Consider the following 21144-nt stretch of genomic DNA (forward strand, 5'->3'; position numbering starts at 1 on the left):
GAGGGGCACTCCATCCGTTCCTCACAGCAACGATGGTGCCACACCCTCGTCGCCAGCCCCATAGCTTCTCTCCCCGAGGGGAGAGGAGATTGCCAGCGTTGGCGCCAGTCTCTTCTCCCCATGGGGAGAAGGCGGCCGCGTAGCGGCCGGAGGAGGGGGCTGGCGCTGCCCTATGCGATTGCCCGACGGGGCGGATGACCTGGGTCGCAAACTCCGCATCGTGGCGGACATCGTGAAACTTTCTGATTTTTAGGCCGTTGTCGGCCTGATGTCTCAGGCTAGATCCAAACCTAAACCGCCAAACGGTGGCGCGCGGGCGCGCCAGAAGAAGCCGGGCCCAGAAAAATCGGAGCCGGAGAGCCGCGAAGAGAAGCCGCGCCGCCCTTACGCCGAAGAAAAGGCCGCCGAAGAAAAGGCCGCCGAAGCCACGCCCGAGGTGGACGGCGAGGCCGGGCCGCCGCCGGAGGCCGTCGAGCCCGATCCTGAGCTGACGCCTGAGCAGGCCGAGCGGGCGCGCAAGAAATACCTTTTGCGGCGCTTCTGGATCAGCGGGCGCGGCTATTGGGGCCGGCACGGCGACAGGCTCGCCTGGCCGTTCACGATCGGGGTGCTGGTGCTGATCGTCGTCAATGTCGGCTTCCAGTACGGCATCAATGTCTGGAACCGCGCGTTCTTCGACGCCATCGAGCAACGCAACGTCCGCACCGTCTATATGCTGAGCGCCGTCTTCCTGCCGCTGGTGGCCGGCACCGCCAGCCTTGTCGTCGCGCAGGTCTATCTGCGCATGACGATCCAGCGCCGCTGGCGCTCCTGGCTCACCACATCGGTCATCGCGCGCTGGCTCGCCGGCGGCCGCTACTATCAGCTCAACCTCGTCAAAGGCGATCACACCAACCCCGAAGCCCGCCTCACCGAGGATCTGCGGATCGCCACCGAGTCGCCTGTCGATTTCATTTCCGGCGTCCTCATCGCGTTCCTGTCGGCCTCGACCTTCATCGTGGTGCTGTGGACGATCGGCGGCGCGCTCACTGTACCGCTCGGCGGCGCGAGCGTGACCATCCCCGGCTTCCTCGTCATCACCGCGGTCATCTATGCCGCCATCACCTCCACCTCGATGGTGGTCATCGGCCGCCATTTCGTGCAGCTTTCCGAGCAGAAGAACCAGGCGGAGGCCGAGTTCCGCTACGTGCTCACGCGCGTGCGCGAGAACGGCGAGAGCATCGCCCTGCTCGGCGGCGAGCAGGAGGAGCGCAGCGGCATCGACAACACTTTGGGCCATGTGCTGAGGCAATGGGTGCTGCTGACTGGACAGCACATGCGCACCGCGCTGGTCTCGCAAGGGTCGAGCCTGTTCGCGCCGGTCGTGCCGGTGCTGCTCTGCGCGCCGAAATTCCTCGAAGGCTCGATGTCGCTTGGGCAGGTCATGCAGGCAGCGTCCGCCTTCGCCATCGTGCAGGGCGCATTCGGCTGGCTGGTCGACAACTACCCGCGCCTTGCCGACTGGAACGCGTCGGCCCGCCGCATCGCCTCGCTGATGATGTCGCTCGACGGGCTGGAGCGCGCCGAACGGAGCGAGGCCTTCGGACGCATCAAGCACGGCAAGACCACAGACGGCGCCATGCTTAGCCTCGACGATCTCTCCGTCACGCTCAACGACGGCACCGGCGTGGTCCGGGAAACCGAGGTCGAGATCGAGCCGGGCGAGCGGGTGCTGGTTGCAGGCGAATCCGGCACGGGCAAGTCGACGCTGGTGCGGGCAATCGCCGGCCTGTGGCCGTGGGGCGGCGGCAGCGTCAACTTCCACGCCGACAGGCGGCTGTTCATGCTGCCGCAACGCCCCTACATCCCCACCGGCACGCTGCGCCGCGCCGTCGCCTACCCCGCCGCCGCCGACAACTGGCCGGTCAAGAAGATCAACTCCGCCCTCGACAAGGTCGGCCTCGACTACCTGAAAGACAGGCTCGAGGAGGACGCGCCCTGGGACCAGACGCTCTCCGGCGGCGAAAAACAGCGCCTCGCCTTCGCGCGTCTCCTCTTACACTGCCCCGACATCGTCGTGCTGGACGAAGCGACCTCGGCGCTCGACGAGAAGAGCCAGGACAAGATGATGCAGACGGTGATCGACGCATTGCCGAAGGTCACCATCATCAGCGTCGCCCACCGCGCCGAGCTGGAAGCCTTCCACAGCCGCAAGATCACGCTGGAAAGGCGCGAGGGAGGGGCGAAGCTGGTCAGCGATGTCGAGCTGGCGCCGAGGAAGGGGAAGCGGGGGTTGCTCACGCGGGCGCTTTGGGGGAGTGGGGGGCGGAACGGAAGGGCGGGGTGAGGTGGGAGACGCACCTTCCTCGCCCCCATGGAATGGGGGTCCGAAGGACGGGCGAGACCCGTGGCTCGCCCCGGCACGGCGGCTCGGCGAAGCCGAGACGGAGCGGGGGCAGCGCTGCCATTTGCGGTTGTCCGGCCCTTCGGGACGACGCGCATCGAGAAGCCGAAGATTGTCTCGCCGAAGGCGTCCCTGTGCAATTTTGCGGGCTCGTCGCGCCGGCTGCAGACAAACTCTCCGCGCTTCGGCTACAGTTCCGCCGGGCATGATAACGATCGAAGGGGAGCATCGAGGTGAGCGAAAATACCACTCCAAGGCCAATCGCCGAGATCGCCAGCTATCACGCCCATATCTACTATGACGGACCGGCCGAGCGGCAACATGCCGAATGGCTGCGTCTTCGCATCGGCGAACGTTTCCGCGTGCGCCTGGGCAACTGGCGCGACGAGCCGGTCGGTCCGCATCAGCAGGCCATGTATCAGGTTTCGTTTGCGACCGAGATCTTCGCCACGCTGGTTCCATGGCTGATGCTGAACCACGGGGGCTTAAGCATCCTCATCCACCCGAACACCACCAACCCCAAACGCGACCATCTGGTCGACCCGATCTGGATAGGCCGGCCGCTGGGGGTAAACGGCGAGGTTCTCGGCGACGAGGATGAGGCGGAGGAAGCGCTGGAGGTGAATACGGAGCCGACGATGGGGGCTTAGGGGAGGCGCGGGCGTTGGCAATATGAGGCTAGACGATCGGCGCCAATGAGATCATCACCTTGATAAAGTTAGACAAGCCAGCCGCGCAGCTGGCGGGGACGAAAAATCGTGGGCTTCATTGTTAAGCCCGCATCATTTCTGTGATCCGCACTCTGCCCTTAAAAAGAAGTACATGCTCACGATTTAGGAATTGGAGCGCGGCGACTTTTTGGGCAAGATCAACGTAACTGGTACCCTCCAATCCCCTTGAGCTCTACGATGCGCAAGAACAGCTCGTTGCGAAGACTATTCGATGGGTGGAAGGGACACATCAGCGGGTGGCGCCGTACGATGCTGAGCTGTTTGGCCGTGGACAAGCCGTGCTTTTGACCGATACCGGTAAGGCGCTGGTAGACGGCCTTGGGCTAAAGTTTTCCTTGCGAGTGAAAGTGACAGCCACTTTGACAGGCGAGGAAGGGAAGGCCGAGCAGCGCGAGATTTTCACTTACTGAAGAATTTCGTTCCGACCAGATAAGCGACAGTGTTTAGGCCAAAGACCGAAGTGGGTGCGAAGGGCGTAATTCGACCGTGTCCAAGAAGCTGCTTTCGTGCGCGTTGCAAGTCCGGGGACGCAAGAGGGCCGGTCCCGCTTCCAGCCCCACATGCGACGTGTGGAGGAGGCACCCCCATCACCCCCCCGCCAGCCTTGGCAGCAGAAAAATCTCCGCCCCCGGCGGCAATTCCTTCGACCACGTGTCCCTATAGATCGTCCCGTCGATCGCCACCGCGATGCCGCGATCGATCAGGGGTTCGAAGGCGGGATACTGTTCCGCGAGTTTGCGGAACAGCTCCCTTATGTCCTTGGCCTCGATGTCGAGCTTGCTCTGGCCTCCGGCGGCGGCGCTGAGCGAGCCCCAGAGCGTGACTTCGACCATCCGACCAGACCCTCATTGGAGCATGATGCTATCCGAAAATCGCTTCGCACTTTTCGGCATCATGCTCTCTTGGTTTTTACGCAAATCCCGACGGAAAACCGCTGACACTTTTCCTGGAATTGCTCTAGCCTTCCCGTTCGGCCTCGAGCGCGGCGAGAATCCGCGGCGGCGACATCGGGATGTGCGTCATGCGCACTCCCACCGCGTTCGACACCGCATTGGCGATCGCCGCCAGCGGCGGCACGATCGAGGTCTCGCCGACGCCGCGCACCCCGTAGGGGTGGTTGGGGTTGGGGATCTCGAGGATCTGCGTGTCGATCATCGGCAGGTCGGAGCACACCGGGATGCGGTAGTCGAGGAAGCCCGGGTTCTGCAGCCGCCCGTCCTTGCCGTAGATATACTCCTCGTTGAGCGCCCAGCCGATGCCTTGCGCGGCACCGCCCTGGTACTGGCCCTCGACATAGGTCGGGTGCACCGCCTTGCCGGCGTCTTGCACCACCGTGTAGCGGATCACCCTGGTCGAGCCGGTCTCGGGATCGACCTCGATGTCGCAGATATGGGTGGCGAAGGAGACGCCCGCGCCGTCGGCGACGAGCTCGCTGTGGCCGGCGATCGGCCCGCCGGTCTTGCCGGATTGCGCCGCGATCTCCTTCAGCGACAGTTTTCCCAGATTGCCGTGCTTCTCGCCCTTGGCGACCGCATGGCCCTTTTCCCACACCACGTCGTCGACCGGGATGTCCCACATCTGCGCGGCGCGCTCGCGCAGCACCTTGATCGCGTTGCGCGCGGCCGAGATGGTCGCCATGGAGGAGGAGAAGGTGCCGCGGCTGCCGTCGGTCATGTCGTTGTAGCCGAGGCTGGAGGTGTCGGCGACGACCGCCTTGACCTGGGAATAGTCGATGCCGAGCTCTTCCGCCGCCACCAGCGACAGCGATGCGCGGGAACCACCCACATCCACCGTGCCGACGGCGAGCGAGACCGAGCCGTCCATGCCGATGTTCAGGTCGGTGCAGGTCTGGCCGCCGAAGTTGAACCAGAAGCCGCAGGCCATGCCGCGCCCCTGGTTCTGCTTGAGCGGTGCCTTCATGTGCGGATGGTTCTTTACCGCTTCAAGAGTCGGGCCGATGCCGATCGGGCCGTAGACCGGGCCGTAGGAGGCGCGGGTGCCTTCCTGAGCCGCGTTTTTGATGCGGAAGTCGACCGGGTCCATGCCGATGTCCTTGGCGAGCTCGTCGACAGCGCTTTCCACCGCGAAGGCCGCCATCGGCGCCGAGGGCGCGCGATAGGCCGCCGTCTTCGGCCGGTTGACCAGCACCTCGTAGCCGACGGTCTTGACGTTCTCGAGCTTGTAGCAGGCGAACGCCGTCATGGCGCCGATCTCGGCCCACATGCCGGCATAGGGGCCGCAGCTATAGCGCAGCGTCGCTTCGGCGGCAGTGATCGTGCCGTCGTTCCTGGCGCCGATCTTGACGTCGATCGAGGTGGCGCTGGTTGGCCCTGAGGCGCGGAACACCTCGTCGCGGGTCATCACCAGCTTCACCGGCCGGCCTGCCTTGCGCGACAGGGCCAGCGCCACCGGCTCGGCCCAGACATGGGTCTTGCCGCCGAAACCGCCGCCGATCTCGGAGGAGGTGACGCGCAGCTTCGAGGCTTCGAGCCCAAGAAGCTGGGCGCAGTGCTGGCGGTAGACGAAATGGCCTTGCGTGCAGACCCACAGGTCCGCCGTGCCGTCGGGATTGACGCTCGCCACGCAGGCATGCGGCTCGATATAGCCCTGATGCGTCTGCTCGGTCTTGAACGAGCGCTCGACGATCATGTCGGCCTCGGCAAAACCCTGGTGGACGTCGCCATGGCCATATTGCGTGCGCTTGTAGACGTTGGAGGGCTTGACCGGCTTTTCCTCGAGGCCCTCGGTGAAGATGGCGTCGTTGATCAGCGGTGCTGAGTGCTTCATCGCCTCGTCGACATCGGTCACATGCGGCAGCACCTCGTAATCGACCTCGATCAGCTTCAGCGCCTGCCTGGCGGTGCGGGCGTCGATCGCCGCGACCGCGGCCACCGCATGGCCGTCATAGAGCGCCTTCTTGCGCGCCATGCAGTTGTCGAGGATGTCGTACATTGCGGCATCGCCATCGGTGAGGTCGGGCAGGTCGGCGGCGGTGATCACCGCCTTCACGCCGGCCAGTTTTTCGGCCTTCGAGGTGTCGATCTTGCGGATCACCGCATGGGCGTGCGGGCTGCGCAGCACGCGGCCGACCAGCTGCCCGGCCATGTTGAAGTCGGCGCCGTAGCGGGCGCGGCCCGTCACCTTGTCGACGCCGTCGGGGCGGATGGGGCGCGTGCCGACGGAAGAGAAGCTGCGTCCCGAGTAGCGCGGATCGAAATTCATCTTGAGCCTTCCTTCATCACGTTTGCCGCGTCCTGGACGGCGCGCACGATCTTGTCATAGCCGGTGCAGCGGCAGAGGTTCCCGGCGAGGCCGAAGCGGATTTCCTCCTCGGTCGGGTCGGGGTTCTTGGCCAGCAGGTCCTTGGCCGCGATCAGGAAGCCCGGCGTGCAGATGCCGCATTGCAGCGCCGCGTGCTCCAGAAACTTCTGCTGCAGCGGATGCAGTTGATCGCCATGCGCCATACCCTCGATGGTCTCGATCTGGCGGCCTTCCGCCTCGGCGCCGAGCACCAGGCACGAGCAGACCAGCCGGTCGTCGACGATGACGCTGCAGGCGCCGCAGTCACCGGTGCCGCAACCTTCCTTGGCGCCGGTCAAGCCCAGCCGGTCGCGCAGCACGTCGAGCAGCGTCTCGTCGGGCTGGCAGAGATACTCGACGTGATCGCCGTTGATTGTCGTTGAAACCGCTACGCCAGCCATCACTTGCCTCCTGCACGCTCATAAGCGGTGGCGGCGACACGCTTCGCCAGCACACCCGCAACTTTTCGTCTGAATTCGATGGTGCCGCGCTTGTCGTCGATGGGGCGGCAGGCGCCCGCGCAGACCTTGGCGAGCCGCTCCAGCGTCGCCTCGTCGAGCTTCGAGCCGATGAGCACTTGCGCCGCCTCCTCGACCAGCAGCACCGTCGGCGCGGCGGCGCCCACAGCCACGCGGGCCGATTTGATCACGCCCGCGTCATCGAGCGTCAGGTTCACGCCGGCACTGACCACGGCGATGTCCATCTCGGTGCGCGGAATGAAGCGCTGATAGGCATCGCCCGCATGCGGCGCGCGCTTGTCGAGCAGGATCGCCTCGATGATCTCGCCCTTGGCAAGCGAGGTGCGGCCCGGTCCTGTCGGCACGGCTTCCACGGGAATCGTGCGCTTGCCCGACGGCCCGGCAATCACCGCCCTGGCGCCGGCGGCCACCAGCGCCGGCACGCTGTCGGCTGCCGGCGAGGCGTTGCAGAGATTGCCGACGATGGTGCAGCGTCCCTGCACCTGCTTCGAGCCGATCAGCTTGGCCGCCTCGACCACGCCGGGCCATGCCTTCTTCAGCGCCGCGTGCTCGCCCAGCACGGCGCAAGGCACCGCGGCGCCGATGCTGAAACCGTCTGCCGTTTCCCTGATCTCGCTTAAACCGTCGATCGCCTTGATGTCGACGATCAGCTCAGGCTCGACAAAGCCGCCCTTCATTCTCACCAAAAGGTCGCTGCCTCCGGCAAGGATGGCGGCCGGGCCGGCCGCGCCGGCCAACAGGCCCACGGCATCTTCCATTGATTGCGGACGTATGTAGCGCATCGTCTCCCCTTGGCTAATTCGGAAATCTCGGCGACCGTTATAAAGACTCTCCTCATAATGGCCATCCGGTTCGTGCATTGCACCACCCAAGCCGGGCGGGCTGGCCCTAATTCTTGCCCGGGATTCTTGGTCCAGGGCTCGCCCGGCGCATTATCGGGCATCCGCAAGCGGCACTTGCCAGCATCCTAGGCGAGGCCGACGGCGGTTGCCGAGGGCGTTGCATATCCTAACTAAAGCGCGTTCGCGGAGAAACGGATTCAGGCGACGCGCTTTAAGTCCTTGTTTTGATGCATGTCGTTCTCCCAAAACCGCTGCGCACTTTTGGGCGACATGCAATGGGTTCGGTGGCAACGGAGGATAAATATGGAAGGGTTCAGACCTGAGGACAGCTTTCGCGGCGACGTCGCAAGGCGCTACGACGATGAGCTGCGCGGCGACGAAGATGAGACGGTTCAATTCCTGAAGCAGATCGCGGCCGGACGGGATTGCCTGGAGTTTGCAGTCGGCACCGGGCGAATTGCTTTGCCGCTGGCGGCCACCGGCCTGCGCGTCGATGGCATCGAACTATCGCCGGACATGATCGAAATGCTGAGGGCCAAGCCGGGCGGATCGGAGATCGGCGTCGTCAAGGGCGACATGACGGCGGTCGAAATGGGCCGCCGGTACGGGCTTGTCTATCTGGTATTCAATTCGATCGGCAACGTAATTACCCAGGATGGCCAGGTCAAATGCTTCGAGAATGCGGCCCGGCACCTTGATGAGGGTGGCATTTTCCTGCTCGAGTGCCGGATTCCCACCGCGCCGAAGCAGGCCGACAACGGCTTCGTCGAAATCTCCCATGCCGGAACCGGTTCGGTCCACATCGCCGCATGCCGGTATGATCCAGTCACTCAGGTGCTCGACCTGTCGCACATCGATATCGGCAACGACACGGTCCGTATGGTCCCGCTGAGGCTGAGGCTTGCATATCCTCCGGAGTTTGACCTGATGGCCCGATGCGCCGGCCTGGAACTCGATCAGCGATATGGTGGCTGGAAGCGCGAGCCGTTTGATGCTCGCACTTGGCGCCACATCAGCATCTATCGGAAAAGATAGCGAACGCCGCACCTGGCATCGGTGCGGAGAGACCGGCGGCGCGCCGCCGGCTTCGAAAGTCAGGGCGAGACCTCCAGGTGACCCTTCATGTTGGGGTGGAAGCGGCAGAAATAATCGACCGCTCCTGCTTGCTTGAGCGTGACCTTGCCCTTCGATTTCGGCGGGATCATCACCTCCCAGCCGCCTTTCACCGTGGCGGTGTGGGCGAAGACATCCTTGTTCATCCACTCGATCGCGTCGCCAACCTTGGCCTGAACGCTTGGCGGCGAGAACACCAGTTTGTCGATCGTCACCTCGATCGTGGCGGCGAGCGCCGGCGAGGCGACAAGCGCCAGTGCCAGCGCGGCCGGGAGCAGGCCGCCCCTCATTTCAGCATGCCGGCGACATGCTCGGCATGCTGCTCATGCCCCTGGAAGATTTTCAGGCCGGTCTCCAGCAGGCTTTTCAGCTCGGCATTGCTGGCCGAGGGGATGAGCAGCGTCTCGAGCGCGCCGTTGACCTGTTTGTGATAGGCCACCTCGTTCTCGATATAGGCTTTGTCGAAGGCGGCGCCTTTCAGCTTCGCCAGCTTGGCGCGCTCCTCCTTCGCCGCCTTGGCCAGCGCCTGGCTGGTGGCGTTGTCTTCCGGTTTGACTTTCAGCTTCTTCACCAGGGCGAGCGCTTGGCTGTTCACCGCCTCGTGGTCGCGTTCCATGTCCTTGGCGAAGTCGACCACTTCCTTGGTCTTCGAGTTCTTGATCGCCAGCTTGGCGGCCTCGATGTCGAGTGTGCCGGCCGTGTAGGCGATATGGGCGATCTGCGGGTCGGTGGGTTTTTCGGCGGCCTCAGCCAGCGGGGCAGCGCTCATGAGGAGCAGGGCGGCGAATGCTGCGATCGGTCGGGTAAACATGGCATCTCCTTCGCCCGGCACATCGGCAGCGGGCTCATTTGGGTTGACGGCCATTGGATGCGGGGCGGCGTGAAACGTTCCCGACTTTCACATTCGAGTGCGGAGCGAGCGCTGCTACGCCGCGTTCCGTCACACCCCCCTCTGTCCTGCCGGACATCTCCCCCGCAAGGGGGGAGATCAGATGTCTCGCCCTCTTTCGCTAATCTCCGGCGTTGCTGAATGAGCGCCGCCAATGAAACTGCCAATCTCCCCCCTTGCGGGGGAGATGGCCGGCAGGCCAGAGGGGGGTGCTGTCCCGCTGCGCTTCGAGCTTCAGACCACGACGAAGCGCGCTAGCCCTCGAACCCCAACCTCCGCATCACTGCCTCCGTCAACCTCTCGCAGCGCCGGCCGGCGAAAGGAAACGCGTCGAGCAGCACCGGGCCGATCTCGTCGTCCAGCGCCTTGCGCACCAGCGCGCGGGCGCGGTGAAGTCTCGTCTTCACGGTTTCGGGCCGCACACCGAGCAGGTCGGCGGTCTCCTCGATGCTCAGGCCCTCGATGACGCGGGCGACGAAGACGGTGCGATAGACGTCGGGAAGGCTGTCGGTCGCCCGTTCGACAAGCCCGAGGATCTGCCGCTGCGCCATCGTCCGCTCCGGATCGTCGCTTGGGCTCAGGGGAAACCGGATGATCTGCGCCTCCGGATTTTCAGGCATTGCCACGATGCGCTTTCGCTTGCGCAGCCGGCCGAGCGCCTCGTTGATGACGATGCGCGACAGCCAGGTCGAGAGCGAGGCATCACCGCGAAAGCCGTCCAGCCTGGCGAAGGCGCGCATATAGGCTTCCTGCACGATGTCCTCGGCCTCGGCGTCGTTGCGCACCACGCCGCGCGCGATGCGGTAGAGCCGCTGGTTGTGCGTCTTGATGATCAAGCGGAAGGCGCCCGCTTCGCGTGCAAGCGCCCGGCGCACCAGCGCCATGTCGGCGGCGATAGCGTCGGCCGCCGAAATCGCGGCGGCCTGCGTTGCGGACTTTCTCATCGCGCCCCGATCTCCGGACAGGCGTTGCATCCGATAAATGGACGCGCCTGCCGGCAAAAGGTTCCCAGGCTTTGCGCCGGCGCTATGCTACAGCCTTCAGCTGCCGCCTGTCTGCAGCCGGAGAGCGCGCGGCGGCGGCCAGCAGGTCGGTCTGGGTGATCAGGCCGAGAATATGCCGACCGGCGTCGACGATCACCACCGCGTGGCTGCGCCCGTCGGTCAGCACCGGCAGCAGGCTCATCGCCGGCGTGTCGGGCGAGGCGGTGCCTGCCTTCGACATCACGCTTTTCACGATGTCGGTCGCTCTCGTCAGCTCGCGCAGGCCGACGGCGCCGATAAGCTTCGCCTCGGCGTCGACCACCGGCAAGGTGCGGATGTTGTGGTCGAGCAGCTGCTTGCGCGCCTCGTCGGCGCTGGCATTCTCCGGCACCGAGATCACGTCGCGGGACATGATGTCCCGGCAGAGCAGTGTGCGCTGCGCACGCACCATCGCCTGCAATTCCACCTGGCGCAGCAGCCTTTCGATGTCGTCGCGATCGATGTCGAACGTCTCGTCGAGCGCCGCAAGCGCGGCATCGACATCCTCGGGCCGGAAGCCGACGCGCTCGGCCGGCGGCCGGTCGGCGGTGCCGTGGCTGTTGGCGGCGGGCACATGCACATGCGGATAGTTGCGCCGCGACAGCCTGTGGAACAGGAGGCCGAGCGCCACCAGTATGATCGAGTTCAGCGCCACCGGCACGAAGGGAAACAGGAAGCCGGCGCTGATGACGGCCGGTCCGCCGAGCACGCCGGTGAGCGCGGCGGCACCGCCTGGCGGATGCAGCGAGCGCGTGAACGACATTGCGGCGATCGCCAGCGCCACGGCGAGGCCCGAGGCGATGACCGGGTTGTGCACGAAATGCGCCACCGTCACCCCGACCAGCGCCGAAATCGTATTGCCGCCGATGATCGACCAGGGCTGCGCCAGCGGGCTCGACGGCACGGCAAACAGCAGTACGGCCGAAGCGCCCATCGGCGCCACCAGCAGCGCCACATGCGGGCCGTTGCCCATGGCGAGCCCGCTGATCACGCCGGTCAGCGCGATGCCGATCGTGGCGCCGATGCAGGCGGCGAGCCGCTCGCGCAGCGTCGCGCCGGCAAGGATCGGAACGAAGACGCGAAACGCCATGGCTGGCCCCGGGGTTGAATGGCTTGAGTCATCGAATGGGTGGAATTTGCGCTGCTCGCAATGCCGCCGAAGCCACGGATTTGGAAGCCAAACCAATCCGTATATTCGCTGCCGCAAAGAATATTATTGCGCGAGGCCACGCGCGCGGCATGCCGCCAGCGGCCTCTGCTTTCTCAATTGCGCCAACGCGTTACGGGCGTTTGTGGAATCGGCCCGGCAGGCGACTGCCCTTTACTCGGCAGCGGCTGCCGCTTTGAGCCCGCGCTCGATGTCGGCCTTGAGGTCCTCGACATCTTCCAGCCCGATCTGCATGCGGATCAGCGGCCCTGCATAGGAGCCCTTGGCGACGGTGCGGTCGCCGAGGAAGACTGGCACCGCAAGGCTCTCATAGCCGCCCCAGGAGTAGCCGAGACCGAAGATCGTCAGCGCGTCGAGGAAGGCGTGCTGCTTTTTTTGCCCGCCGCCGTTCAGCACGATGGAGAAGACGCCGCTTGATCCGCAAAAATCGCGCTTCCATAGCGCGTGGTCGGGGTGGCTCTCCAGCGCCGGATGCAGCACCTGCGCCACGCCCGGCTGCGCCTCCAGCCAGCGCGCGATTTCGAGCGCGCTTTTCTGGTGGTGCTCGAGCCTCACCCCCATGGTGCGCAGGCCGCGCAGCGTCTGGTAGACGTCATCCGGGCCCGAACAGCAGCCCAGCGTGCAGAAGCCTTCGTAGAGCTTCTTCCAGCAGGCTTCGTTGGCCGAGACCAGGCCGAGCAGCACGTCCGAATGGCCGGCCGGATATTTCGTCGCCGCATGGATCGAGATGTCGACGCCGTAATCGAGCGGCCTGAAATAGAGCGGCGTCGCCCAGGTATTGTCCATCATGACAATGGCGTTCGCCGCATGCGCGACTTTGACGATCGCCGGAATGTCCTGCACCTCATAGGTGTTCGATGCCGGTGATTCCGTGAACACGACCTTGGTGTTGGGCTTGATCAGCGAAGCGATGCCGGCGCCGATGCGCGGATCGTAATATTCGACCTCGACACCGAGGCGCTTCAGCATGGTGTCGGCGAAATTGCGCGTCGGATGATAGACCGAATCGACGATCAGCACATGGTCGCCGGCCGAGGCGAAGGTGAGCAAAGGCACCGTCACCGCCGCCAGCCCCGACGGCACCGCGATCGTGCCGGCCGATCCCTCCAGCGCGTCGACGGCGAGCGTGAGCGCATCCATGGTCGGCGTGCCGCGCGTGCCGTAGGTGTATTTCTGGCTGCGGGAGGCCATCGCGGCGGCGTCGGGATAAAGCACCGTCGAGGCATGAACGACCGGCGGGTTGACGAAGCCGAAATAGTCGCGCGGGTCGTTGCCGGAATGGGCCAGCCGCGTGTTGATGCCGATCTTGCTGCCGTCTGTCGCCATGGTTCGTCGCCTGTCGTAGTGTCTCAGGAGGCCAGCCATAGTGCGGCAGTCCGGCTCCCGCAACCGCCTGGCGCCCGCCAGACAAGGTCTTTGGCTATGCCAAATCTGTCCGGCCGACAGCAATGGCCCCGCTCGCGCCCGGCGGCAATCGTCACGGATCTTCCGGCCGATACACTGCCGCAAGGTCAACTAATGACGGTGCGGACCAGTAAAGCACAGTAATCGTCGCGTGCGGATTTCGCGGCGGATTCGCCTGTTTATATGGTCGGACTTGCCGGTTCCGGCTGCAGCTCTTGATCAATTCGCGGGCGCTGTTGCCTGCAATTCGTGCGTTTGCGGCAATCGGTTTTCAAACCCGTCGCAATTCGGTCATTTCCCTTGACCTCACAGGAATAATCGCCTTCGATGCGTTTCGTGAATGGGAGGCAGCGCATCGTTAACGATGCGGGTCCGGGAGTGGGCCCTAATGGGAGCTGCATTCACAAACGAAAAAAGATCAGGGCTGCCTGGGAAGCAGGGGGCGCCTGTAAAGCAGAAAAGGGTCTGTGGGTCATGAAACATATTGCAATCGGCATTTTTGGCGCGGCTGCGCTCGGATTGATGGCTTCGGCCGCTTCGGCCACCACGCTTGATACCGTGAAGCAGAAGGGCTTTATCCAATGTGGCGTGTCCACAGGCTTGGCCGGCTTCTCGGCGCCGAACGACAAGGGTGAGTGGCAGGGCCTCGATGCCGATTTCTGCCGCGCCGTCGCGGCCGCCGTCTTCGGCGATGGCTCCAAGGTCAAGTTCACGCCGCTCAGCGCCAAGGAGCGCTTCACCGCGCTGCAGTCCGGCGAGGTCGATCTCCTGTCGCGCAACACCACCTGGACCATCAATCGCGACACCGCGCTCGGCCTGAATTTCGTCGGCGCCACCTATTATGACGGCCAGGGTTTCATGATCAACGCCAAGAAGCTGCCGGGCGTCAATTCGGCGCTGCAGCTTTCGGGCGCCGCGGTGTGCGTGCAGAGCGGCACCACGACCGAGCTCAACCTCGCCGACTACTTCAAGAAGAACAAGATGGAGTACAACCCCGTCGTCTTCGAGAAGCTGGAAGAGGTCAACGCCGCTTATGACGCCGGCCGCTGTGACGTCTACACCACGGACCAGTCCGGCCTCTATGGCATCCGCCTGACGCTGGCCTCGCCGGCCGACCATGTCGTGCTGCCCGAGATCATCTCCAAGGAGCCGCTCGGTCCGGCCGTGCGCCAGGGCGACGACCAGTGGTATCATATCGTCAAGTGGACCTATTTCGCGCTGCTCAACGCCGAGGAAGCCGGGATCACCCAGGCCAATGTCGATGAGATGAAGACCTCGACGGACCCGAACGTTCAGCGTATCCTGGGCACCGAACCCGACAGCAAGTTCGGCACGGATCTCGGTGTCTCCAACGACTGGGTCGTGAACATCGTCAAGGCTGTCGGCAACTACGGCGAAATGTTCGAGCGCAATGTCGGCTCGGGCAGCCCGCTCAAGATCGCGCGCGGCATCAACGCGCTCTGGACCAAGGGCGGCCTGCAATACGCTCCGCCGATCCGCTGACCGAAACGTGATCCGGGGGGCAGATCGTCTGCCTCCCGGTTTCTCTTTCCAGGGGACGGTCGCATGGCATCGCAGGAAACCCTTCGTGAGGAGCCGAGCCGCGGCTCCCTCATCAATGACCCGAAAATACGCGGCCTTTTCTTCCAGACGCTGGTCATTATCCTGCTGTTCGGCTCGATCTGGTGGATCGTCAACAACGTCATCGACAACCTGACGCGCCTGCACATCGCCTCCGGCTTCCAGTTCCTGAGGGGCAGGGCGGGTTTCGACATCTCGGACACGCCGATCGCCTACACGTCCGATTCGACCTACGGTCGCGCCCTTGTGGTCGGTCTGCTCAACACGATCATCGTCGCGGCCGCCGGCATCGTCACCGCGACCATCATCGGCTTCATCGTCGGCATCGGCCGCCTGTCGCAGAATTGGCTGATCCGCAAGATCTGCATGGTCTATGTCGAGATCTTCCGCAACATCCCGCCGCTGCTGGTCATCTTCTTCTGGTATTCAGGCGTTCTCGCCGTCCTGCCGCCGCCGCGCGAGAGCATCCATCTGCCGTTCGGTTCTTTCCTCAACCAGCGCGGCTTTTATATTACGCGCGCCGTTTGGGGCGAGGGCTCCTGGCTGATTGCCGTCGCCTTCGTCGTGGCGCTCGCCATGGCCTGGTTCGTCGCCCGCCGGGCGCGCCAGCGGCAGATGGCGACCGGCCAGCAATTTCCTGTGTTCTGGACTTCGGTCGCGCTGATCGTCGGCTTGCCGGTACTCGCCTTCCTGCTCGCCGGCATGCCGCTCACTTTCGATTTCCCGAAGCAGTCGACCTTCAACCTCACCGGCGGCTTCCAGCTCAAGCCGGAATTCCTGTCGCTCTTCATGGCGCTGTCCTGCTATACGGCCGCCTTCATCGCCGAGATCGTGCGCGCCGGCATCAGGGGCGTCAGCAAGGGCCAGACCGAGGCAGCGGGCGCCCTTGGTTTGCGCTCCGGTCCGATTCTGCGGCTGGTCGTGGTGCCGCAGGCGATGCGTATCGTCATCCCGCCGCTGACCAGCCAATATCTCAACCTGACCAAGAACTCGTCGCTTGCGATCGCCATCGGCTATCCGGACCTTACCGCCACTGCCGGCACGGTGCTCAACCAGACGGGGCAGGCGGTCGAGGGCGTGCTGATCATGATGATCGCTTATCTGGTGCTGAGCCTCGTGACCTCGGCGGTCATGAACGTGGTCAACGCCAGGATGGCGCTGGTGGAGAGGTAGGGCCATGCAGGAACACGACTTATCCTGGGTGCGCACCGAGATGGTGCTGGCCGAGCCGGCGCCGCTTGGCGAGCGCGGCGCTATCGCCTGGGTGCGCAAGAACCTCGTCGGTTCGGTCGGCGATACCATCCTCACCATCCTCGGCATCGCCATAGTCGCCTGGATCCTGCCGCAGGTCATCAACTGGGCCTTCATCAACGCCCAGTGGACCGGGCCGGACCGCACGGTCTGCACCACCGCGGCGCAAGGCGGCATCCAGCCGGAAGGCTGGACCGGCGCCTGCTGGGCCTTCGTCAACGCCAAGTTCGGCCAGTTCATCTTCGGCACCTATCCGATCGAGGAGCGCTGGCGGCCGATCCTGGTCGCCATCCTGTTCGCTGCTTTGCTGGTGCCGATGCTGATCCCGAAGGTGCCGCGCAAGGGGTTGAACGCGATCCTGCTCTTCCTGGCGCTGCCGGTCGTCTCCTTCTTCCTCCTGTCCGGCGGCGTGTTCGGCTTGCCGGTCGTCGAAACCCCGCGCTGGGGCGGCCTCCTGGTCACGCTCAGCCTTTCCTTCGTCGGCATTGCCGTGTCGCTGCCGCTGGGCACCGTGCTGGCGCTCGGGCGCCGATCGAAAATGCCGATCGTCAAGCTCTTGTGCGTCATCTTCATCGAGTTCGTGCGCGGTATTCCGCTGATCACGGTGCTGTTCTTCGCCAGCGTCATGCTGCCGCTGTTCCTGCCGGCCGGCGTCACCTTCGACAAGTTCCTGCGGGCGCTGATCGGCGTCTCGCTGTTCGCCGCCGCCTACATGGCGGAAGTGGTGCGCGGCGGCCTGCAGGCGATCCCGAAGGGGCAATATGAAGGCGCCGATTCGCTCGGCCTCGGCTATTGGCAGAAGATGGGGCTGATCGTGCTGCCGCAGGCGCTGAAGCTGGTCATCCCGGCCATCGTCAATACCTTCATCGGCATGTTCAAGGACACCAGCCTGGTGCTCATCATCTCGATCTTCGACCTGCTGGGCGTGGTCAAGCAGAACCTGTCCGACGCCAACTGGGCGACGCCGCAAACCGCCCGGTCCGGCCTTGTGTTCGCCGCCTTCGTGTTCTGGCTGTTCTGCTTCGGCATGTCGCGCTATTCAATGTACACCGAACGCCGGCTCGACACCGGCTACAAACGATAAAAAGGGGATTTGGCCATGGCCATCGAGAACGCCGTCAGCGCCGAAGAGATCAAGGTCGATGCCAAGAAAATGCATATCTCGACCACTGATGTCGCCATCGACATCGTCGGCATGCACAAATGGTATGGCGAGTTCCATGTGCTGAAGGACATCAACCTCAAGGTGATGCGCGGCGAGCGCATCGTCATCTGCGGTCCGTCCGGCTCCGGCAAGTCGACCATGATCCGCTGCATCAACCGGCTGGAGGAGCACCAGAAGGGCAAGATCATCGTCGACGGCAAGGAACTGACCAACGACCTGAAGAAGATCGACGAAGTGCGCCGCGAGGTCGGCATGGTGTTCCAGCACTTCAATCTCTTCCCGCATCTCACCATCCTGGAGAATTGCACGCTGGCGCCGATTTGGGTGCGCAAGACGCCGAAGAAGCAGGCCGAGGAAATCGCCATGCATTTCCTCAAGCGCGTCAAGATCCCGGAGCAGGCCCACAAGTACCCGGGCCAGCTCTCCGGCGGCCAGCAGCAGCGCGTGGCGATCGCCCGTTCGCTGTGCATGAATCCGCGCATCATGCTGTTCGACGAGCCAACCTCGGCGCTCGACCCGGAAATGATCAAGGAAGTGCTGGAGACGATGGTCGGTCTGGCCGAGGAAGGCATGACCATGCTCTGCGTCACCCACGAGATGGGCTTTGCCCGCAAGGTCGCCAACCGGGTGATCTTCATGGATCAGGGCCAGATCGTCGAGCAGAACACCCCGGCCGAATTCTTCGACAATCCACGCCATGAGCGCACGAAGCTGTTCCTGTCGCAGATCCTGCACTGAGCTGTCTGACATCAATTCGAAAAGCCCGGCCGCGAAACGGCCGGGCTTTTTTGCTATTGGGGCGATCGACTGGAGTTGCCGTTCGTCGAACGGGGCCATCGCGTTGAAGGGGACCACCGCGCCTTGTTGAGAAAGCTTTGGCGTTTCCTCGCCATGCTGGTCGCTGCCGCAGCGCTTGCCGCAATGCTCGGCACGCTGGTGCCGCGTCCGCTATTGCCCGCGGCGGCCGCGGGCGAGGGCACCCGGCACATACTGGTGCTGAGGAACCCGATCCACACCGATATAGCGATACCGGTCGACGAGGGCGTGCGCCGGCGTTTCCGTTTTCTCGCCGATGCCGGGCTGCCGGTTGATGCACCGGCGGCGCGCTACCTCGTCTTCGGCTGGGGCGGCCGCGCCTTCTATCTGGAGACGCCGACCTGGTCGGAATTGAAGGCCGTGCCGGTATTGAAGGCGCTGACGCTCGATGCCTCGGTCATGCATGTCGATCTCGCCGGCGCGATTGCCGAGCCGCATCCCGATGTCGCCGGCTTCGACATAGACGAAGAGCATTTCTCGGCGCTGCTCGATTACATCCAATCGAGCTTTCAGCAAGGCTCGAACGGGCCGATGGTCATCGTCAACGCCGGCTATTTCAGCTTCGATCGCTTCTACGAGGCCAACGGTCATTTCAACGCGCTGGTCGGCTGCAACACCTGGACGGCCGCAGCGCTGCGCACCGCCGGCCTGCGCACCGGCTGGTGGAACCCGCTGCCGGTGTCGCTGGGGTGGTCGATGTGGCTGTATGATTGAAGGCGATTTCGGCTGATCAGCCGGACTTGCGATGCCGCATCACATATTCGCGCAGAGCCTTGTTGATGGCGCTTTGATAGCCGCGACCCTCGGGCGTGCGCCTCTTGAACCAGGCAACAAGATCAGAATCGAGGCGAAGGGTCAGTTGCTGCTTGACTGGCTTAAAATACGGATTTCGAACGGCGTTCTGCCAGAACTCCTCGGGCAATTCGGGGATGTCGCTCGTATCGACATCATCATCCGAACGAGCCTTCAGCGCTGCGATTTCCGCCTTCTGAGCTTCGGTCAGTTGAGGTGGATTCGCCGGGTCGAATTTATATTGTACGACTTTGCGCATAACGTCTTCTTTCTCTCGTTGTGGCTCGGCGTGCTGAAATGATGCGGATCACCTCAATCCCTTGTTCTTCCCGATCAGCGTGAGCAACCAGTAATACGAGCAAGCCGTCAACCGTACCGATCGTCTGCCACCGATATTCGCCATCTTCTATCCTGTCCTGCTCCGTCAGCGCGAGCGGATCGGAGAAGACGCGCACGGCAGTCTCGAAGCTCACGCCATGTTTACGCAGATTGGATCCAGCCTTTTCTGGATCCCACTCAAATCGCAATTCTTCCATCTGATGGAACCACAAAAATGTAACTACAAATAGTCATTACGTCAAGAGTTAGCTGCCTCGACATCCTACCGCCTCACAACCTTCCGCTCCTCCCACCCATAGAGCCAGTCCAAATCCGCGGCGAGCCTCTCCGCCGGCCGCGTCGCGAGCACCAGATTGCGGGCGATCGCCACCGGACCCCAGGCGTGCCAGGCCAGCCGGTTGAGCGCGCCGCGCCTCAGCACCTTCTCGATGCGCGACCGCCTGAGGTTTTCCCAGGTGGCAAGGCTCTGCCGGGGGTCGTCACGGAAGTCGGCGACCAGGCCGGCGAGCATCGCGGCGTCTTCAATTGCCATCGCCGCGCCCTGGGCCGCGAAGGGCGTCATGGCGTGCGCCGCGTCGCCGATCAGCGCGATGCCTTCCGGCATCGTCCAGCGCGTCTGCTCGACGGTGTGGATCGGAAACGCCGTCCACGGGCCGGCGAGCGCGGCAAGCCTCGCCAGCGCCGCCGACGTGCCGCGCATGGCGCCGGCGAGAATGGCGGGGTCGGCATGGCCCGACCAGCCTTCGGCGATGCGCTCGCCCTTGGTGAAGGCGGCGAGGTTGAAGGCGCTGCCCTTGCTCACCGGATAGGCGACCATGTGGAAGCCGGGATGGAGGAAAGTGGTGACGCAGTCGGTGGCGCCGATCGCCGCAAAGGCCAGGCCGGCGGGGCTTTGCGCCGCCACCGTAGCGCGCCAGGCCAACTCGCCGGAAAACCGGCTTCTCGTAAAAGCGGGCTCCCTGCCGACAAGTTGCGATCTGACCGACGACCAGACGCCGTCGGCACCCACCAAAAGGCCGGCGGCATATTCCATGCTGCCGTCGTCCCTTTGGGTCGTGACGACGATATTTTGCGGCGCGACGGCGATGTCCGTCACCCGTGCGCCGGTGACGAACTGGATCTCGGGGTGCTCCGCCATTCGCGCCGTCAGCGCCGCTTGCAGGTCGGCGCGGTGCGCCACGAGATAAGGCGCGCCCCAGCGCTGTTCTCCTGTATGACCCAGCGGCACCCGCGCCAGCTCGCGCAAGGTTGCGGCGTCCTTCAGCACCACCGCTTCAGGGCTGATCGCGCTCAGCCGCAACCGGTCGAGCGCGCCGAGCCGGCGCAGGATGCGGGTCGCGTTGGGGGAAAGCTGGATGCCGGCGCCGGCCGCTTCGATCTGCCTGGCCTGTTCCAGCACCGTGACGGCATAGCCGCGCTCGGCAAAGGCAAGGGCTGCCGTCAGTCCGGCGATACCGGCCCCGGCGATGACGACCTGCCGGGACCGCGCCTCATTCATGGTCTAGCGGTCATCCAAGATCTAGCAGTCATCCATGATCTGCGGATCAGGCGGCCTGGTCGATGAAGAGGCAGCCGGCCGGCTCCGTTTCCGTCGCCTTCAGCTTCGGCGAATAGCGGTACAGCGTCGAGCAATAGGGGCAGACCTTCTCATTGTCGTCGCCCATGTCGAGGAACACGTGCGGATGGTCGAAGGGCGGATTGGCGCCGGTGCACATGAATTGCTTGACGCCGATGTCGATGACCGGATGGCCCGCATCGTTCTGGAAATGGGGAATGGAACCGCCTGCCATCGTCGTCTCCCAACTGAATTCGGAATGTTTCGGCCAGTTTGCATCTGGATCATAACCGGCCAGTTTGCAAGATCGATGA

21 protein-coding genes are annotated in these 21144 nt (G+C 64.2%); 8 read left to right on the plus strand and 13 right to left on the minus strand.

Annotated elements, in window-relative coordinates:
* The first annotated feature begins 268 nt into the window (after window positions 1–268).
* Together EH240_RS33640 and EH240_RS33645 are read left to right on the plus strand one after the other, a co-directional pair.
* Window positions 269–2326 carry an ABC transporter ATP-binding protein/permease gene (locus EH240_RS33640; protein ID WP_125006623.1) on the plus strand — a complete coding sequence of 686 codons (2058 nt, stop codon included), beginning with the start codon at window positions 269–271 and terminating at the stop codon, window positions 2324–2326.
* Window positions 2327–2616: 290 nt separating this feature from the next.
* Window positions 2617–3033, plus strand: coding sequence for a DOPA 4,5-dioxygenase family protein (locus EH240_RS33645; protein WP_125006625.1), 417 nt, complete (start codon window positions 2617–2619; stop codon window positions 3031–3033).
* Between the two features lie 668 nt (window positions 3034–3701).
* Here EH240_RS33645 and EH240_RS33650 read toward each other — a convergent pair.
* From EH240_RS33650 to EH240_RS33665, 4 genes are all read right to left on the minus strand, one after another.
* Window positions 3702–3947, minus strand: a complete 246-nt coding sequence (locus tag EH240_RS33650; protein ID WP_125006627.1) for a MoaD/ThiS family protein — start codon at window positions 3945–3947, stop codon at window positions 3702–3704.
* A 124-nt stretch (window positions 3948–4071) separates the two neighbouring features.
* Entirely contained in the window at window positions 4072–6336 is a 2265-nt protein-coding gene (locus EH240_RS33655; RefSeq protein ID WP_125006629.1) for a xanthine dehydrogenase family protein molybdopterin-binding subunit, read from the minus strand.
* Window positions 6333–6815 carry a (2Fe-2S)-binding protein gene (locus tag EH240_RS33660; RefSeq protein ID WP_125006631.1) on the minus strand — a complete coding sequence of 161 codons (483 nt, stop codon included), beginning with the start codon at window positions 6813–6815 and terminating at the stop codon, window positions 6333–6335. The genes EH240_RS33655 and EH240_RS33660 overlap by 4 nt, the downstream gene beginning before the upstream one ends.
* Window positions 6815–7675, minus strand: coding sequence for an FAD binding domain-containing protein (locus EH240_RS33665; RefSeq protein ID WP_125006633.1), 861 nt, complete (start codon window positions 7673–7675; stop codon window positions 6815–6817). The genes EH240_RS33660 and EH240_RS33665 overlap by 1 nt, the downstream gene beginning before the upstream one ends.
* Before the next feature lie 291 nt (window positions 7676–7966).
* On the opposite strand from EH240_RS33665, the gene EH240_RS33670 reads away from it, so the two are divergent.
* Window positions 7967–8770: a class I SAM-dependent DNA methyltransferase gene (locus EH240_RS33670; protein ID WP_206075370.1), complete on the plus strand. Its 804-nt coding sequence runs from the start codon at window positions 7967–7969 to the stop codon at window positions 8768–8770.
* 59 nt (window positions 8771–8829) lie between these two features.
* Here the strand turns inward: EH240_RS33670 and EH240_RS33675 are convergent, their stop codons facing one another.
* The 5 genes from EH240_RS33675 to EH240_RS33700 form a co-directional block, all read right to left on the minus strand.
* Window positions 8830–9138, minus strand: coding sequence for a cupredoxin domain-containing protein (locus EH240_RS33675; RefSeq protein WP_125006635.1), 309 nt, complete (start codon window positions 9136–9138; stop codon window positions 8830–8832).
* Window positions 9135–9659, minus strand: a complete 525-nt coding sequence (locus EH240_RS33680; protein WP_125006637.1) for a DUF4142 domain-containing protein — start codon at window positions 9657–9659, stop codon at window positions 9135–9137. Before EH240_RS33680 ends, EH240_RS33675 begins: the two co-directional genes overlap by 4 nt.
* A 332-nt stretch (window positions 9660–9991) precedes the next feature.
* Window positions 9992–10681 (minus strand): RNA polymerase sigma factor, encoded by a 690-nt coding sequence (locus EH240_RS33690; RefSeq protein ID WP_125006639.1) that lies wholly within the window; start codon window positions 10679–10681, stop codon window positions 9992–9994.
* An 82-nt stretch (window positions 10682–10763) separates the two neighbouring features.
* Window positions 10764–11849, minus strand: a complete 1086-nt coding sequence (locus EH240_RS33695; protein ID WP_125006641.1) for an HPP family protein — start codon at window positions 11847–11849, stop codon at window positions 10764–10766.
* A gap of 231 nt (window positions 11850–12080) precedes the next feature.
* Window positions 12081–13253 (minus strand): cystathionine beta-lyase, encoded by a 1173-nt coding sequence (locus EH240_RS33700; protein ID WP_125006642.1) that lies wholly within the window; start codon window positions 13251–13253, stop codon window positions 12081–12083.
* A 552-nt stretch (window positions 13254–13805) separates the two neighbouring features.
* On the opposite strand from EH240_RS33700, the gene EH240_RS33705 reads away from it, so the two are divergent.
* The 5 genes from EH240_RS33705 to EH240_RS33725 all read left to right on the plus strand — a co-directional run bounded on the left by EH240_RS33705 (window position 13806) and on the right by EH240_RS33725 (window position 18858).
* Window positions 13806–14834: an amino acid ABC transporter substrate-binding protein gene (locus EH240_RS33705; RefSeq protein ID WP_125006644.1), complete on the plus strand. Its 1029-nt coding sequence runs from the start codon at window positions 13806–13808 to the stop codon at window positions 14832–14834.
* A 63-nt stretch (window positions 14835–14897) separates the two neighbouring features.
* Entirely contained in the window at window positions 14898–16085 is a 1188-nt protein-coding gene (locus tag EH240_RS33710) for an amino acid ABC transporter permease (protein WP_125006646.1), read from the plus strand.
* 4 nt (window positions 16086–16089) lie between these two features.
* A complete protein-coding gene (locus EH240_RS33715) occupies window positions 16090–17247 on the plus strand; it encodes an amino acid ABC transporter permease (RefSeq protein ID WP_125006648.1) in 1158 nt (385 codons plus the stop codon).
* A gap of 15 nt (window positions 17248–17262) precedes the next feature.
* Window positions 17263–18066 carry an amino acid ABC transporter ATP-binding protein gene (locus EH240_RS33720; RefSeq protein ID WP_125006649.1) on the plus strand — a complete coding sequence of 268 codons (804 nt, stop codon included), beginning with the start codon at window positions 17263–17265 and terminating at the stop codon, window positions 18064–18066.
* A 126-nt stretch (window positions 18067–18192) separates the two neighbouring features.
* Window positions 18193–18858, plus strand: a complete 666-nt coding sequence (locus EH240_RS33725; protein WP_125006672.1) for a TIGR02117 family protein — start codon at window positions 18193–18195, stop codon at window positions 18856–18858.
* Window positions 18859–18874: 16 nt separating this feature from the next.
* Here the strand turns inward: EH240_RS33725 and EH240_RS33730 are convergent, their stop codons facing one another.
* The 4 genes from EH240_RS33730 to EH240_RS33745 all read right to left on the minus strand — a co-directional run bounded on the left by EH240_RS33730 (window position 18875) and on the right by EH240_RS33745 (window position 21065).
* Window positions 18875–19195 carry a BrnA antitoxin family protein gene (locus EH240_RS33730; protein ID WP_125006651.1) on the minus strand — a complete coding sequence of 107 codons (321 nt, stop codon included), beginning with the start codon at window positions 19193–19195 and terminating at the stop codon, window positions 18875–18877.
* Complete coding sequence (locus EH240_RS33735) at window positions 19173–19472, minus strand: BrnT family toxin (protein WP_125006653.1); 300 nt, start codon at window positions 19470–19472, stop codon at window positions 19173–19175. The genes EH240_RS33730 and EH240_RS33735 overlap by 23 nt, the downstream gene beginning before the upstream one ends.
* A 65-nt stretch (window positions 19473–19537) precedes the next feature.
* Window positions 19538–20773 carry an FAD-dependent monooxygenase gene (locus tag EH240_RS33740; RefSeq protein ID WP_125006655.1) on the minus strand — a complete coding sequence of 412 codons (1236 nt, stop codon included), beginning with the start codon at window positions 20771–20773 and terminating at the stop codon, window positions 19538–19540.
* Between the two features lie 46 nt (window positions 20774–20819).
* Window positions 20820–21065: a zinc-finger domain-containing protein gene (locus tag EH240_RS33745; protein WP_125006657.1), complete on the minus strand. Its 246-nt coding sequence runs from the start codon at window positions 21063–21065 to the stop codon at window positions 20820–20822.
* Window positions 21066–21144 lie beyond the last annotated feature (79 nt).

Source organism: Mesorhizobium tamadayense (genome assembly GCF_003863365.1).
In the GTDB taxonomy this organism is placed as follows: Bacteria; Pseudomonadota; Alphaproteobacteria; order Rhizobiales; family Rhizobiaceae; genus Mesorhizobium; species Mesorhizobium tamadayense.

What these genes read in the sequence shown, in the direction of transcription:
- EH240_RS33745 (WP_125006657.1), bottom strand. Translation starts at nt 21,065, where the DNA reads ATGGCAGGCGGTTCCATTCCCCATTTCCAGAACGATGCGGGCCATCCG.
- EH240_RS33655 (WP_125006629.1), bottom strand. Translation starts at nt 6,336, where the DNA reads ATGAATTTCGATCCGCGCTACTCGGGACGCAGCTTCTCTTCCGTCGGC.
- EH240_RS33660 (WP_125006631.1), bottom strand. Translation starts at nt 6,815, where the DNA reads ATGGCTGGCGTAGCGGTTTCAACGACAATCAACGGCGATCACGTCGAG.
- EH240_RS33705 (WP_125006644.1), top strand. Translation starts at nt 13,806, where the DNA reads ATGAAACATATTGCAATCGGCATTTTTGGCGCGGCTGCGCTCGGATTG.
- EH240_RS33665 (WP_125006633.1), bottom strand. Translation starts at nt 7,675, where the DNA reads ATGCGCTACATACGTCCGCAATCAATGGAAGATGCCGTGGGCCTGTTG.
- EH240_RS33740 (WP_125006655.1), bottom strand. Translation starts at nt 20,773, where the DNA reads ATGAATGAGGCGCGGTCCCGGCAGGTCGTCATCGCCGGGGCCGGTATC.
- EH240_RS33715 (WP_125006648.1), top strand. Translation starts at nt 16,090, where the DNA reads ATGCAGGAACACGACTTATCCTGGGTGCGCACCGAGATGGTGCTGGCC.
- EH240_RS33680 (WP_125006637.1), bottom strand. Translation starts at nt 9,659, where the DNA reads ATGTTTACCCGACCGATCGCAGCATTCGCCGCCCTGCTCCTCATGAGC.
- EH240_RS33670 (WP_206075370.1), top strand. Translation starts at nt 7,967, where the DNA reads ATGTCGTTCTCCCAAAACCGCTGCGCACTTTTGGGCGACATGCAATGG.
- EH240_RS33640 (WP_125006623.1), top strand. Translation starts at nt 269, where the DNA reads ATGTCTCAGGCTAGATCCAAACCTAAACCGCCAAACGGTGGCGCGCGG.
- EH240_RS33735 (WP_125006653.1), bottom strand. Translation starts at nt 19,472, where the DNA reads ATGGAAGAATTGCGATTTGAGTGGGATCCAGAAAAGGCTGGATCCAAT.
- EH240_RS33690 (WP_125006639.1), bottom strand. Translation starts at nt 10,681, where the DNA reads ATGAGAAAGTCCGCAACGCAGGCCGCCGCGATTTCGGCGGCCGACGCT.
- EH240_RS33700 (WP_125006642.1), bottom strand. Translation starts at nt 13,253, where the DNA reads ATGGCGACAGACGGCAGCAAGATCGGCATCAACACGCGGCTGGCCCAT.
- EH240_RS33695 (WP_125006641.1), bottom strand. Translation starts at nt 11,849, where the DNA reads ATGGCGTTTCGCGTCTTCGTTCCGATCCTTGCCGGCGCGACGCTGCGC.
- EH240_RS33710 (WP_125006646.1), top strand. Translation starts at nt 14,898, where the DNA reads ATGGCATCGCAGGAAACCCTTCGTGAGGAGCCGAGCCGCGGCTCCCTC.
- EH240_RS33730 (WP_125006651.1), bottom strand. Translation starts at nt 19,195, where the DNA reads ATGCGCAAAGTCGTACAATATAAATTCGACCCGGCGAATCCACCTCAA.
- EH240_RS33675 (WP_125006635.1), bottom strand. Translation starts at nt 9,138, where the DNA reads ATGAGGGGCGGCCTGCTCCCGGCCGCGCTGGCACTGGCGCTTGTCGCC.
- EH240_RS33650 (WP_125006627.1), bottom strand. Translation starts at nt 3,947, where the DNA reads ATGGTCGAAGTCACGCTCTGGGGCTCGCTCAGCGCCGCCGCCGGAGGC.
- EH240_RS33720 (WP_125006649.1), top strand. Translation starts at nt 17,263, where the DNA reads ATGGCCATCGAGAACGCCGTCAGCGCCGAAGAGATCAAGGTCGATGCC.